General features: G+C 74.4%; 11 protein-coding genes. 5 read left to right on the top strand and 6 right to left on the bottom strand.

Annotated features, from left to right (window positions below):
* Positions 1-76 precede the first annotated feature (76 nt).
* Entirely contained in the window at positions 77-910 is an 834-nt protein-coding gene (locus ACIQ9G_RS06830) for an alpha/beta fold hydrolase (RefSeq protein WP_403607260.1), read from the bottom strand.
* Between the two features lie 227 nt (positions 911-1,137).
* On the opposite strand from ACIQ9G_RS06830, the gene ACIQ9G_RS06825 reads away from it, so the two are divergent.
* Positions 1,138-2,166 (top strand): SDR family oxidoreductase, encoded by a 1,029-nt coding sequence (locus ACIQ9G_RS06825; protein WP_403607259.1) that lies wholly within the window; start codon positions 1,138-1,140, stop codon positions 2,164-2,166.
* A 73-nt stretch (positions 2,167-2,239) separates the two neighbouring features.
* Here ACIQ9G_RS06825 and ACIQ9G_RS06820 read toward each other — a convergent pair whose 3' ends face one another.
* Both ACIQ9G_RS06820 and ACIQ9G_RS06815 read right to left on the bottom strand, forming a co-directional pair.
* Positions 2,240-2,518: a hypothetical protein gene (locus ACIQ9G_RS06820; protein ID WP_403607258.1), complete on the bottom strand. Its 279-nt coding sequence runs from the start codon at positions 2,516-2,518 to the stop codon at positions 2,240-2,242.
* 107 nt (positions 2,519-2,625) lie between these two features.
* Positions 2,626-3,210 (bottom strand): DUF6624 domain-containing protein, encoded by a 585-nt coding sequence (locus tag ACIQ9G_RS06815; protein WP_403607257.1) that lies wholly within the window; start codon positions 3,208-3,210, stop codon positions 2,626-2,628.
* Between the two features lie 292 nt (positions 3,211-3,502).
* Between ACIQ9G_RS06815 and ACIQ9G_RS06810 the strand changes: the two genes are divergently transcribed.
* From ACIQ9G_RS06810 to ACIQ9G_RS06800, 3 genes are all read left to right on the top strand, one after another.
* Complete coding sequence (locus ACIQ9G_RS06810; protein ID WP_403607913.1) at positions 3,503-4,324, top strand: helix-turn-helix domain-containing protein; 822 nt, start codon at positions 3,503-3,505, stop codon at positions 4,322-4,324.
* A 2-nt stretch (positions 4,325-4,326) separates the two neighbouring features.
* Positions 4,327-4,572, top strand: coding sequence for a DUF397 domain-containing protein (locus ACIQ9G_RS06805; protein ID WP_403607256.1), 246 nt, complete (start codon positions 4,327-4,329; stop codon positions 4,570-4,572).
* 187 nt (positions 4,573-4,759) lie between these two features.
* Positions 4,760-5,569, top strand: a complete 810-nt coding sequence (locus ACIQ9G_RS06800; RefSeq protein WP_403607255.1) for an SAM-dependent methyltransferase — start codon at positions 4,760-4,762, stop codon at positions 5,567-5,569.
* A gap of 41 nt (positions 5,570-5,610) precedes the next feature.
* Here the strand turns inward: ACIQ9G_RS06800 and ACIQ9G_RS06795 are convergent, their stop codons facing one another.
* The 3 genes from ACIQ9G_RS06795 to ACIQ9G_RS06785 form a co-directional block, all read right to left on the bottom strand.
* A complete protein-coding gene (locus ACIQ9G_RS06795) occupies positions 5,611-6,843 on the bottom strand; it encodes a cysteine desulfurase-like protein (protein ID WP_403607254.1) in 1,233 nt (410 codons plus the stop codon).
* Between the two features lie 147 nt (positions 6,844-6,990).
* A complete protein-coding gene (locus ACIQ9G_RS06790) occupies positions 6,991-8,277 on the bottom strand; it encodes an ROK family protein (protein ID WP_403607253.1) in 1,287 nt (428 codons plus the stop codon).
* A 331-nt stretch (positions 8,278-8,608) separates the two neighbouring features.
* Positions 8,609-11,797, bottom strand: coding sequence for a cytochrome P450 (locus ACIQ9G_RS06785; protein ID WP_403607252.1), 3,189 nt, complete (start codon positions 11,795-11,797; stop codon positions 8,609-8,611).
* Positions 11,798-11,949: 152 nt separating this feature from the next.
* Here ACIQ9G_RS06785 and ACIQ9G_RS06780 point away from each other — a divergent pair, with 152 nt between their 5' ends.
* The gene (locus tag ACIQ9G_RS06780) at positions 11,950-12,585 is read left to right on the top strand and encodes a PAS domain S-box protein (protein ID WP_403607911.1); all 636 of its coding nucleotides are present in this window, start codon (positions 11,950-11,952) and stop codon (positions 12,583-12,585) included.
* The last annotated feature ends 203 nt before the right edge of the window (positions 12,586-12,788 follow it).

Below are 12,788 nucleotides of genomic sequence, written 5' to 3'. Positions count from 1 at the left end.
CCCTTCGGGTCGTAGCGAAACCCTTCAGCGGGGCGGGCCGGGTCCGGTGCCGGGGCGGGCCCGCCCCGCACGCCCGTCAGCGCTCCGTCATGAACTCCCGCAGGTCCCCGGTGAGCCGGTCCGCGTGGGTGACGTACAGGCCGTGGCCCGCGTTCTCGTAGGCCTTGAGGGTGACGTCGGGCGCCAGCCGGGCGACCCGGCCGCCCGTGGCCTCCAGGGGCGCGGAGGTGTCGTGGGTGCCGTGCACGACGAGGACCGGCAGGTCGAGCTTGGGCACCTCGGGGGTGACGTCCGCGTCGGCGATCAGGTCCTGGACGGCGGCCGTCGCGCGGGCGGTGGCCGTCATGCAGCAGTCGACGACGTACTGGACGTAGGCCCCCGACACGTGGTTGCCGGGGCGGCCGAGGGCGAAGTAGTCGTCGGCCGAGGCGGTGAAGAACGCCGCCCGGTCGCGGCGGCACGCCTCGTTGGCGGCGCGGACGACGGCGGCGTCGGCGCCGTCCGGGTTGTCGGCCGAGCGGACGACGCCCGGGGCGATCCCGGCGACGAAGGCCACCCGGGCCACGCGCCCGGCACCGTGCCGGGTCAGGCACCGCACGATCTCCAGGCCGCCCATCGAGTGGCCGACCAGGGTCGCCGCGCGCAGGTCCAGATGGCCCAGCAGACCGTGCAGGTCGTCGGCGAGGCCGTCGAGGCCGTATCCGTCCCACACGTCGGCGGAGCGGCCGTGGCCCCGCCGGTCCAGGCCGACGCAGCGGTAGCCCTCCGCCGCCAGCGACGGCATCTGGAACTCCCACATCTCGGTGCCGAGGTAGGCGCCGTTCACGAAGACGACCACGGGTCCGTCGGCCGGCCCGTAGTCGACGAAGTGCAGCCGCGTGCCGTCGACGGGGCTGGTGAAGTACGGCATGGAGGACCTCCCGGATCCGGCGGTGAGCGGTTACGCCCCCGATGGTTCCGCGCGGGCGGCCGCGGGTCGATTACCTCCGGCGTCATGCTCCTCCCGGGCCGGGCCCGCTCCCCCGCCGGCCGGGACGGGTGCGTGGGCCGGTCGCGTCGGGCGGGCCGGGTCGCGTCGGGCGGCGCGGACCGGGTACCCGGGGCCACAGCATCGGCCGCCGTCGAGAGGAGTCCCGGGTGAGCAGCGCTACGGGCCGCAGGGTCGTCGTCACGGGCGCCACCGGCAACGTGGGAACGAGTGTCGTACGTCTCCTCTCCGAGGACGCGGACACCGGATCGGTACGGGGTCTGGCCCGCCGGATCCCTCGGTGGTCGCCGCCGAGGACCGAGTGGTCGGCGGTGGATCTGGCGTCCGAACGGGCGCCTCTCGCGGAGGAGTTCGAGGGCGCCGACGCCGTGGTGCACCTGGCGTGGGCCTTCCAGCCCACGCACGACCCGGCGACCACGTGGCGCACCAACGTCCTCGGCAGCATCCGGGTCTTCGAGGCGGTGGCCGCCGCGCGGGTGCCGGTGCTCGTGCACGCGTCGTCGGTCGGCGCGTACTCGCCGGGGCCGAAGGACCGCACGGTGGGCGAGTCGTGGCCGACCCACGGGTGGCCGGACGCCGCGTACTGCCGGGAGAAGGCCTATCTGGAGCGGGCCCTGGACACCTTCGAGCGCGACCACCCGGAGGTCAGGGTGGTCCGGATGCGGCCCGCCTTCCTCTTCAAGCGGGAGTCGGCGAGCGAGCAGCGGCGCATCTTCGGCGGAAGGTTCCTGCCGGGTCCGGCGATCCGGCCCGAGCTGCTGCCGTTCCTGCCGGACGTCCCGGGTCTGCGGGTGCAGGCCCTGCACACGGACGATGCCGCGCGGGCGTACCTGCTGGCGCTGCGCCACGAGGTCCGGGGCGCCTTCAACCTGGCCGCGGAGCCCCCGCTGGACGCGCGGGTGCTGAGCGAGATGCTGGGACTGCGCACCGTACGGCTGCCCCGCACGGCGGCCCGCTCCGCGATCGCCGCCGCCTGGGGCCTGCACCTGCTGCCCGCCTCGCCCCACCTCTTCGACGCGGTGCTCCGCCTCCCCCTGATGGACTGCGCCCGCGCCCACACGGAACTGGGCTGGCACCCCGAACGCACGGCGACCGAGGCGCTGCGGGAGCTCCTGGAGGGACTGCGGCACGGCAACGGCGCCGACACGGAGCCCCTGCGGGGGCGCAAGGTCGGCTGACGTGCACGGACCGAACCCCGCGGCTCCCGGGGATCCGCGGGGTCCGGTCCGGTGTGGTGCCGGTCCGTCGGGCTCAGGCCGTGGACTCGTCCGGGACGGGGTGCTCGGGGTGCACGGTGCCCGAGTGGGGGGCACCCTTGCGGCCGGTGCCCGCCTCGTCGGTGTCGGGGAGGCTGATGTCGGGACCCTCGGAGTCGGCCTCGGCCGGCTCGCCGGCGCCGCCCGTGTCGCCCCGCTCACGGTCGGTGTCGTCCTCCCAGGCCCCCTCACCGGTGCGGGCCTGCTGGTCCGGCATGTCCCGGGGAACGGGCGCGCCGTTCTCACCGGGAGCCTCATCGCGGTGTTCGACCACGGCGTACTCCCTTCGCTTCGCGCGGCTCGCGTCGTCGAGCGGCTCACATGTCGTATTCCGGGCGAGGCGCGGGTACCGCCCCTGCCGGCCGCGAAACCGGAAGGTGGTCAGCCGTCCAGGCGCAGCGCCCGCATCTGCTCGGCGAGGGGGCCGAGGCCCACGTCGTGGCGGCGTTCGTCCACGGTCTGGGGCCGGCGGACCGGGTACGGACACAGGGTGACGGGGTTGACCCGGGTGCCGTAGAACTGCGGCTCGCCCAGTTCCACGGCGCAGTGGTCGGCGATGTAGGCGAGGTGGACGGCGGGACAGCGGCCGTCCGCCGTGGCCTGGGCGATGAGGTCCCGGCACCGGAGGCGGAAGCGGAGGTCCGGGGCGTGCAGCAGGATCATCAGCGCCGCCGTGGAGGCGGCCGCGCCGACCAGATCGGCCCCCGGCCAGCCGTGCCGGCGGACGATCACGGCCAGCGCCTCGGCGTTCTCCCGATGGCACCGCACGACATCACGACGGCGCTGCGGCGTGGGATCGGCGCCGGCCAGCCGCGTCAGCTCCCGGTCCTCGTCGGCCCTGCGCAGCAGTTCGGCCGCGAGCACGGGGCCGCGCGCCGGGGCCTGCGGCGGCGACCCGGCGGATCCCGGACCCGCGTTCGGGCTTCTCGACTGTGACGGTGACTGTCCGTCGATCAAGGTGGCCATCCAGGTCTCGCCTCACGGCCGGGTGCGGCGGAGCGCACCTGCCGGAACATCACATCCTCTGCCACCGCACCGAGTTGGCCGTCCGCCGCGGCCGCCCGTACGGCAGCTACCGGGATCACTATGGTCTCCGTCGCGCTCGGCCCGCAACCTGCGTTCTGATAATTTCAGAACGAGTCGCATCACCCTGTCCGTGTCGTCGACGGCGTGGCACACTGCACGCTGTGACGGCCGCCCCGGGAGGTAGGACGTGAGGGAGAACCGCTCGGGCGGCAGCGCACCCACCGTCCTGCGCATGGTTCTCGGCAAGCGGCTGCGGCACCTCCGGGAGCGGGCCGGGGTGTCCTTCGAGGACGCGGCACGGGCCATCGAGGTGACCCCGCTGACGGTCCGCCGGATCGAGAAGGCCGAGGTCGGCCTGCGCATCCCCTATGTGAAGGAGCTGTTGCGCGCCTACGGGGTCCCGGCGGCGGAGATCGACGACTTCGTGTCCATGGCCCGGGAGGCCAACAAGCCGGGCTGGTGGTACACGTTCCGCGACGTACTGCCCGAGTGGTTCAGCGCCTACGTCAGCCTGGAGAGCGAAGCCAGCGTCATCCGTCTGTACGAACCCCACTACGTGCCGGGCCTGTTGCAGACACACGACTACGCCGCGGCGCTCCTGCGCGTCGGCTTCCCCAACGACTCGGAGGAGGAGATCGCCCGCCGCGTGGCGCTGCGCCTCAAGCGCCAGGACCTGCTCGCCAAGCCGGACGCCCCGGCCGTCTGGGCCATCGTGGACGAGACGGTGCTGCGCCGTCCGGTCGGCGGGGCCGAGGTGATGCGGGCCCAGGTCGACCGGCTCATCGGGGTCCTGGACATGCCGAAGGTCCGCATCCAGGTCATGCGCTTCGCCGTGGGAGCCCACCCGGGCGCCTACGGACCCTTCCACCACTTCCGCTTCGGGTTCTCCGAACTGCCCGACGTGGTCTACACCGAGAACCTCGCCGGCTCGGTCTACTACGACCGCCCGGAGGACGTCGTCGCCTATCTCGAAGTACTGGACCGGATGTCCGTGCAGGCGGAGCCGGTCGGACGGACCAGGGACATCCTGGGTGAGCTGCGTAAGGAGTTGTGACCATGGGATCCGAGGGCCGCATCCACAACGGCATGCCCGCCGGCGATCTGGGAACCGAGGGCTGGGAGAAGCCCTGGAGCGGCACCAACGGCGGCAGTTGCGTCGAGGCCAAGCGGCTGCCCGACGGAAGTGTCGCCTTCCGCCAGTCCACGGACCCCGACGGGCCCGCGCTGGTGTACACCCGGGACGAGATGATCACCTTTCTCGAGGGGGCCAAGGCCGGCCTGGCCGACTTCCTGGTCGACTGACCCCTGCCGCCCGAGCCCGGGCGGACGATCCGCCCGGCCCACTGCCACCGCCGGCACCACCGGAGCACCCGCACGACCCTCCCGCCGTGCGGGTGCTCCCCCCTCGGATCGCGAACTCGGCCCATTCGCATCCTTGTTGACGCTAGGTTTGCTTGCGGACCGCGTGACGCACGGCAGGAGACCCCTCATGGCAGACGGCCGGCCGACCCCCGATCAGGAAGCGCTGTCGAAGATCGACACCACGGTGCCGCACTCGGCTCGCATCTGGAACTACTGGATGGGGGGCAGGGACAACTACGAGGTCGACCGGATCGCGGGCGACGAGTACCGCCAGGTCGCGCCGAACATCGAGACCATGGCCCGCGCCTCGCGCCACTACCTGATCCGCGCCGTGAGCCTGGTGGCCGGCGAACTCGGCGTCCGCCAGTTCCTCGACATCGGCACCGGACTGCCGACGTACGACAACACCCATCAGGTCGCCCAGCGCATCGCGCCCGAGTCGCGCATCGTCTACGTCGACAACGACCCACTGGTCCTGCGTCACGCCCAGGCCCTGCTCACCAGCACCCCCGAGGGGGTCACCGAGTACATCGACGCCGACCTGCACGCACCGGAGAAGATCGTCGAACAGGCCCGCGAGCTGCTGGACTTCGACCGCCCGGTCGCGCTGATGCTGATGGGCATCCTCGGCCACGTCCAGGACCACGCGGAGGCCGTCTCGATCGTCCGCCGCCTCCAGGCCGCGCTGCCGTCCGGCAGTTACTTCGTGCACTACGACAGCACCGACACCGACACGGCGCTCCGGCAGGCCCAGCAGGGCTACGACGACACCGGCGCCGTCCCGTACGTGCTGCGCAGCCCGGAGCAGCTCGCCGCCTACTACGAGGGGCTGGAAGTGCTCGAACCCGGCATCGTCTCCTGCCCGTTGTGGCGTCCGGAGCCCGGCACCGCGCCCGAGCCCACGGACATCTACGGCGGCGTGGCCCGCAAGCCCTGACGCCACGCGTCCGGCTCGCGGTGCCGGTACGGCTCCCCCGCCTACCTGGCGGCGCCGGCCCGGCTGGGACCCGTCGACAGGAACTCCGCCAGCCCCTCCAGAAGCCGGTCCACGTCGTCGTCGCTGCTGTACGGGGCGAGTCCGACACGCAGTCCGCCCCCGTCGCCCAGTCCCAGGTGGCGGGACGCCTCCACGGCGTAGAAGGAGCCGGACGGCGCGGCGACCGCGCGCCCGGCCAGATGACGGCAGGCGTCCGCGGTGTCGCGCCCGTCGATGGTCAGCAGCAGGGTCGGCGTGCGCTCGGCGGCCCGTGAGTGCACGGTGATCTCCGGGAATCCGGCCAGCCCGGCCTCGATACGGCGGCGCAGGGCGCCCTCGTGGCGTTCGAGCGAGGTCAGGGAGGTGACCAGGCGTGAGCGCCGGGTGCCGCCCGCCTCCGGGTCCATGCCGGCGAGGAAGTCGACGGCGGCCCGGGTCCCGGCGAGCAGTTCGTAGGGCAGGGTGCCCAGCTCGAAACGCTCGGGGACCTCGTCGCTGGAGGGCAGCAGCTTGTCCGGGTGCAGGGTACGCAGCAGCTCCGGGCGGCTCGCCACCACGCCGAGGTGGGGACCGAGGAACTTGTACGGGGAGCAGGCGAAGAAGTCGGCGCCGAGCCCGGCGAGGTCGACGCGAGTGTGGGCGGTGCGGTGGACGCCGTCGACGTACACCAGGGCGCCCCTCTCGTGGGCCAGGCGGGCGATCGCGGGCACGTCCGGGCGGGTGCCGATCAGGTTGGACGCGGCGGTGACCGCGACCAGCCGGGTGCGGTCCGAAAGGTGGGCGCTGACGTCCTCGGGGGTCAGTTCGCCGGTGGCCGGGTCGAAGTCGGCCCAGCGCACGACCGCTCCGACGGCCCGCGCGGCCTGGATCCAGGGCCGGATGTTGGCGTCGTGGTCGAGCCGGGTCACCACGACCTCGTCACCCGGCGACCACGTCTTGGCGAGCGTGCGGGCCACGTCGTACGTCAGCTGGGTCGCGCTGCGCCCGAAGACGATGCCGAACGGGTCGGCGCCCAGCAGGTCGGCCATGGCCTGCCGGGCGCCGGCGACGAGGGCCTCGGCGTTGCGCTCGCCCAGGGTGACGGCTCCGCGGTTGGCCAGCGGTCCGGCCAGGGCGTCCGCGACGGCGTCGATGACGGGCTGCGGCGTCTGGCTGCCGCCGGGCCCGTCGAAGTGGGCCCAGCCCGCCTTCAGCGCGGGGAACTGCGCACGGACACCGGCGATGTCGTGGCTCACGTCGGACTCCTTCGAACGACCTGGTAAGGACGGTGCCCATGATCCTCGCTGCCCGGAGGGCGGCGGCCCGGGGGCCCGGCCCGACCGTTCCAGGCCGCCGCCCTCCGGCCGACTGCGGCCCCCCGGCCGGGCGGCACGCTACGGCCCCTACGGCCTGCGGCCCTCCAAGGCCGCCTGCCAGGCGGGGAGTTGGGCCTGCGGAGCCGGTTCGGCGCGACGGCCGCCGCGGGCGAAGAAGTCGGCGAGCGGCAGGATCGCCGCTCCCACGGTGACGGCGTCGGGGCCGAGGCGCCCGAGGTCGACGGTCACCCGCTCGGCCGGGTGGCGCAGCGCGTACGCCACGGCGTGGCGGCGTACGGCGGACAGGAAGCGGGCGCCGAGCTGGAGGCCCGCCCAGCCGCCGATGAGGATGCGCTCCGGCTGGAAGAGGTTGATCAGGTCCGACAGGCCCGCACCCAGGTACTCGGCGGTCTCCTCCAGCACGGCGAGCGCCACCGGGTCGGCCTCCGTGCCCTCCGGCGGACAGGCGGCGGCCAGCATGGCGGTCAGCGCGCTCTCCTCGTCGGCGTCCCGCGGGGGCCGGCCGCCCTCCTCGCGCCAGCGGGCCAGCAGCGACTCCGCTCCGGCGTACGCCTCCAGACAGCCGAGGGCACCGCACCGGCAGCGGCGGCCCCGGACCCGTACCGTCAGGTGCCCCCATTCGACGGCGCGGCCGTGCTCTACCTCGGGGGTGACGAGACAGGCGCCGACGCCGGACCCGAAGAGCACCACGACCGCGCTCCCGGCGCCCCGCCCGGCACCGAACCACATCTCGGCCTGGCCCAGCGTCTTCGCGCCGTTGTCGATGAAGTAGGGCACGCTGACGGGAAGCCGGGACCCGGCGCGGAGCAGTTCCTCCAGCGGGACCGCGTCCCAGCCGATGGTCTGGCCGTGCACCACGGCACCGCGCTCCGGGGTGCGTTCGACGATGCCGGGGACGCCGATACCGACGCCGAGGAGCCGCTCCGGAGGGAGACCGGCGGCTGCCAGAACCTCGGCGATGCCGTCCCGGATGTGCCCGGTGATCACCTCGACGTCGTAGCGCTGCGGTTCCAGGGGCCGCTGGGTGCGGGCCAGTTCGGTCAGGGTGAGGTCGAACAGCTCGACGCGCACCCGGGTCTCGCCGACGTCGACGCCGATCATGTGGCCGCTGCCCGGGGCGACGCGCAGCAGGGTGCGGGGGCGGCCGCCGTCGGAGTCGACGCTGCCGGCCTCCTCCACCAGGCCGTCGGCGATCAGGTCGGCGACCACGTTGCTGACCGAGCCGGAGCTCAGGCCGGTCGCCGGGCCGAGCTCGAACCGGCTGAGCGGGCCGTCGAAGTACAGTCGCCGCAGCACGGCCGTGCGGTTGCCCCGTCTGAGATCGCGCACCGTGCGCCCGTTCCGCCCCGCCATGTGACTCCCTCGCTTCGTACCCCTGCCCGACCTGCAACATACCGCCGGGAGCGGCCTGGGCGCGACTTCTTCGAGGCTTAGCCCACGCAATAAATTAAGGCGTGACAGCCGAGAGGCCGCGAGGGTGGCGAGTAGCGAGGGCGCAGGAGCGGGTGGGACGACGGCGGAGGGGCGGCGGCCGGACGGCGGCCCGGCGCAACGCCCCGCTGCTGAGGAGTCGCCCGCCGCCCCCGCCGACCGGGGCGTCGCCCAGCAGACACCCGCGCGCCCCGCCACCGGGGAACCGTCCGGCGCACACCCGCCCGCTCCGCCGCCCCCGCCCGATCTGTCGTCAGCCCGCCGCGTACACGTCCTCGACGTACCGTCCGGCCGTGACCAGCTCGGTCAGCCACCGCTCGGCCGCCGGGCCGTCGGCGCCGGGCGTGCGGGTGCGGTACAGGGTACGGAAGGCGTCGCGGACGCCCGGCGCCATGCGCGCGCCGTCGCCGCAGACGTACACCCGGGCTCCGGCGTCCAGCAGCGCCCACACCTCGTCGCCCTCCGCGGCGATGCGGTGCTGGACGAAGGTGACTCCGCCCTCGGGGGCCGCGCTGAACGCGGGGCGCAGTGAGACGGCTCCGGCGTCCTCGGCGGCGCGCAGCTCCTCGGCGTGCAGAAAGTCGGCTTCGGGGGCGTCGCAGCCGAAGTAGCAGAGGGCGGGGGCGAGTTCGGCGCCCGCGGCGAGGGCTGCCGTGCGGTCGGCGACCGCGCCGCGGAACGGGGCGAGGCCGGTGCCCGCCGCGACCATGACGACGGGTGTCGAGCCGTCGATGCGGAAGGCCTCCCGGCAGGGCTGGACGCGGGCGAGGATCGTGTCGCCGGGCGCGACCGACGCCAGGTGGCCGGACCCGGTGCCGCGGTGGACGCCCCGGCCGGAGCGTGCCGGGCCTTCGAGCAGGGACACCATGAGGTCGGCGTGGCGCGGGTCGGCGGCCGGCGAGGAGGAGATCGAGTAGTGACGGGGGCGCAGCGGGCCGAGCAGGTCGAGCAGGTGCGGCCAGTCCAGCGCGCCGCGCAGGGCCGGATGGTCCTCGACGAGTTCGACGAGGGTGCGCGGGTCGTCGGTCAGCGCGGCGAGGGCCGCGCGCTCCGGCGGGCACGGGTTCGCGGCGGCCAGGGCGGCCAGCTGGGAGGCGCCGGGACGCTGCTGCAGTTCGACGTGGTGCGTGAAGAGCTGACGTACTGTCAAGGGCCGGTCCACGGCGAGGCCGTCGGCGCGCGGGCGGCCGGCTCGGATGTCCAGCACGGTGTCGAGGCCGACGCCGAACGCGGCGGCGGCGCGCTCGACGAGGGCGGGGGCGTTGGCCAGCAGCACGGTGAGGTGGTCGGCGGTGCGGTAGGTGACGCCGTCGGGGAGCGCGACGCGCAGGAACCGCTTCCTGCGGGGGTGTCCGGGCGCCGTGAGGTCGTGGGCCTCGGTGACCGTCATGGGGAGCAGGCCGTGCCGCTCGGCCAGGGCGTCCAGGGGCCCGCCCGTCAGGGTGCGGACCTCGTACGACGTGGTCGGCCCGGCCGGGGCTCCGGTGGCGTCGGGGTCGCCGTGCCGCTCCAGCAGGGCGGTGCGCAGGCGGACGGTGAAGTCGCGGACGGCGCCGGTGAGGTCGCCCGAGGCGTCTGCGGCCGCGCGCCCGGTCAGGCGGGTGGCGCCCAGCTCGGCGAGACGCTCGTCGATGCGGGTCGGGACGTGCTGGTAGGTCGCGGCCCAGTTGCGGTCGCCGACGCCGAGGACGGCGTAGGTGACTCCGGAGAGGTCCGGCGTGCCCTCCAGCCAGGCGGCGAAGGCGGTGGCGTCGTCGGTGGGGCGGCCGTTGTAGGAGGCGGCGGCGATGACGACGGGCCGGTCGGTGGGCAGGCCGTCCGCACAGGCGTCGAGCGGGGCGACCTGGGTGTCGCAGCCGAGCGCGGCGGCCTCGTCGGCGAGCCGGCCGGCGAACTCCCGGCAGGTCCCGTAGTTGCTGCCGTGCAGGACGAGGACGGCGGTGCCGGGGCGGACGCGGGCGGGCAGGGCGTGCGGGTCCGCCTGCCGGGTCTCCGGATCTGCCTGCTCGCGCGTGCCGGCGGCACCCGGCAGCGGGGGGTGCACGCGGTCCGCCGCGGTCCGCGGGGTCAGCGTGAGTGTGAAGCCGTCGGGCTTGAGGGTGAGGGTCTCCTTGACCGTGAGCCGGTAGCCGGCGTGGTCGTGCAGCCGGTAGCGGTGGACCAGCATCGCCAGCAGCATGGTCGCCTCATGCAGTGCGAACTGCCTGCCGATGCAGGCGCGTTCACCGGTGCCGAACGGTTTGAAGGCGTGCACCGGGCGGGCCGCCTCCGCCTCGGGTGTGAAGCGGGAGGGGTCGAACAGCTCGGGGTTGTCGCCCCACACCGGCTGCCGGTGCAGCATCGGGGCGAGTACGGTGACGGGCTGTCCGGCCCGCAGCGGGATCCGCCCGCCGAGCAGGGTGTCCTCGAGGGCGTGCCGGGTGAACGCGGCGGCCGTCGGCCACAGCCGCAGCGCCTCGTTGAGGACCTGGCGGGTGAAGGTGAGCCGGCCGATGTCCTCGTAGGTGGGCTCCGGGTCGGCGGTGTCGCCCCACAGCGCGTCGGCCTCGCGCTGGACGAGCCGCAGCGCGGTGGGGTCCTTGGCGAGGTGGTACAGCGCGAAGGACATCGCGCCGGACGTCGTCTCGTGGCCGGCGATCAGGAAGGTGATGACCTGGTTGCGGATGTTGGCCGGGTCCAGGGTGGTGCCGTCGGCGGGGTGCCCGGCGGTGAGCATCAGGCCGAGCAGGTCCTCGGCGCCGCTCCGGTCGGTGCCGGTGCGGGCGGCGATGACGTCGTCGACGACCCCGGCGAGGTAGGCGGCGTCCGTGCGGAAGGCCGCGTCGGCCGCCGAGTGGTCCTGGCCGGGAACGCGGGCGAGCCGGGTCATGCTCCATTCCAGGCAGCGGACCATCGACTCGACGAAGGGGTGTGGCTGCTCGCGCTCGAAGGAGGCGAAGTCGTAGCCGAATCCGGCCAGTCCGATGGTGTCGAGGGTCATCCGGGTCATGTCGTCGGGCACGTCGACGGGCCGCCCCGCGCGGACGGCGCGGTCCCAGGACGCGATGAGGCGGCGGGCCACCGCGAGCATCACCGGGTGGTAGGTGCGCATCGAGCCGAGCGCGAAGGCCGGCATGAGGATGTCGTGCGCGCGGGCCCAGTTGGGCTCGTCGTTGTGGGCGGTGAACAGCCCGTCGGCGGTGAACTCCCGCACGTTCTCCAGGGCGGGGCCGATGTGCTTGGCGAAGCGCCGCTCGTCGGAGAGGTCGGTGACGAGGTCGAGGTCGCCGACGAACAGCGCGTCCCGCCCGTGCAGCCGCCGCACGAGCACCGGCCCGTGCGTGCGCATCAGATCCATGACCTGCTGGATCGGGGTGCGGCCCGGTCCGGTGGCGGAGACGTCGACGACGGGCACGCCGGGGAGGGCGTCCGCGTCCAGGGGGTGGGGTGCGGTGGGGGGCATGGCGCGACAACTGCCTTTCGCGGTACGGACGTACTGCGCTCCAGCGTGGTCGACCGGCCCCGGCGGCCCGTACCGGGGAACTACATGATTGTGTAGTGCCCGTTCGCCGCCGGGCCTTGTGCGCGGCGGGCCGGGTGTGGCAGGAGGTGCGGGTGGACGCGGCGCGGCGGGAGGCCGTGCTCTGGCGGAACCGGGCGCTGACGCTGTTCGACCGGGTGACGGTGCCGGTCGCGGTGTGCGACGTGCACGGCGTCGTCGTGCAGGCCAATCCGGCGATGGCGGCGGCGTGCGGGACGACGCCGGGGCGGTTGCGAGGCCGGAACGTTCTGGAGCTTTTCACTCCGCAGGAGGCGACGCAGGTGGACCGGATCGCGCAGGCGCTGCGGCTGCGGCACCGGTCGCGGTACCAGGTGTCGGTGGGCTGGAGGGACGCCGAGGGGGCCGAGCGACGCGGGGAGCTGACGGCGGACCCGGTGAGCGACACGGTGCAGGACACGCCCGCGCTGCTGGTGACGCTGCGAGTGGCCGGCGAGCACCGGCCGCGGGCCGCCGAGCCCGAGCCGGTCACACCCGTGGAGGCGCGGATCCTGGCGCTGCTGGCCGGGGGCGCCACCACTGCGCGGGCCGCCCGCGAGACGGGCCTGACCACGGACGGCGTGACCTATCACCTGCGGCGCCTGTCGGCCCGCTGGGGCGCGGCCAACCGTACGGAGCTGGTCGCCCGCGCCTACGCGCTCGGGGTGCTGACGCCGGGGGTGTGGCCGCCGACTCCGGCCACGGGGGCGTAGACCGGCCGGAAGCGCGGATCGGCCGCGGGGAGGCGCACCGGACCGCGGTGGATGCGGACCGGCGCCGGAGAGGCGGACCGGCGCCGGAGAGGAGGACGGGGAGGCGCACCTGCCGCGGAAATCCCTTGGCTCCTCTCCCCCGGCCTGCCTACCCTAGGCAAGAACCTAAAACCTTTAGGTTCCTTCGGCCGCAGACGCAGACC

Origin of the sequence: Streptomyces sp. NPDC096152 (assembly GCF_044763235.1) — a bacterium.
GTDB lineage: Bacteria > Actinomycetota > Actinomycetes > Streptomycetales > Streptomycetaceae > Streptomyces.
The sequence above is the reverse complement of the archived record's forward strand: the minus strand, read 5'-3'. Positions and strand labels throughout refer to the sequence as shown.

What these genes read in the sequence shown, in the direction of transcription:
- ACIQ9G_RS06815 (WP_403607257.1), bottom strand. Translation starts at nt 3,210, where the DNA reads ATGGCCACCTTGATCGACGGACAGTCACCGTCACAGTCGAGAAGCCCG.
- ACIQ9G_RS06800 (WP_403607255.1), top strand. Translation starts at nt 4,760, where the DNA reads ATGGCAGACGGCCGGCCGACCCCCGATCAGGAAGCGCTGTCGAAGATC.
- ACIQ9G_RS06810 (WP_403607913.1), top strand. Translation starts at nt 3,503, where the DNA reads ATGGTTCTCGGCAAGCGGCTGCGGCACCTCCGGGAGCGGGCCGGGGTG.
- ACIQ9G_RS06805 (WP_403607256.1), top strand. Translation starts at nt 4,327, where the DNA reads ATGGGATCCGAGGGCCGCATCCACAACGGCATGCCCGCCGGCGATCTG.
- ACIQ9G_RS06790 (WP_403607253.1), bottom strand. Translation starts at nt 8,277, where the DNA reads ATGGCGGGGCGGAACGGGCGCACGGTGCGCGATCTCAGACGGGGCAAC.
- ACIQ9G_RS06785 (WP_403607252.1), bottom strand. Translation starts at nt 11,797, where the DNA reads ATGCCCCCCACCGCACCCCACCCCCTGGACGCGGACGCCCTCCCCGGC.
- ACIQ9G_RS06830 (WP_403607260.1), bottom strand. Translation starts at nt 910, where the DNA reads ATGCCGTACTTCACCAGCCCCGTCGACGGCACGCGGCTGCACTTCGTC.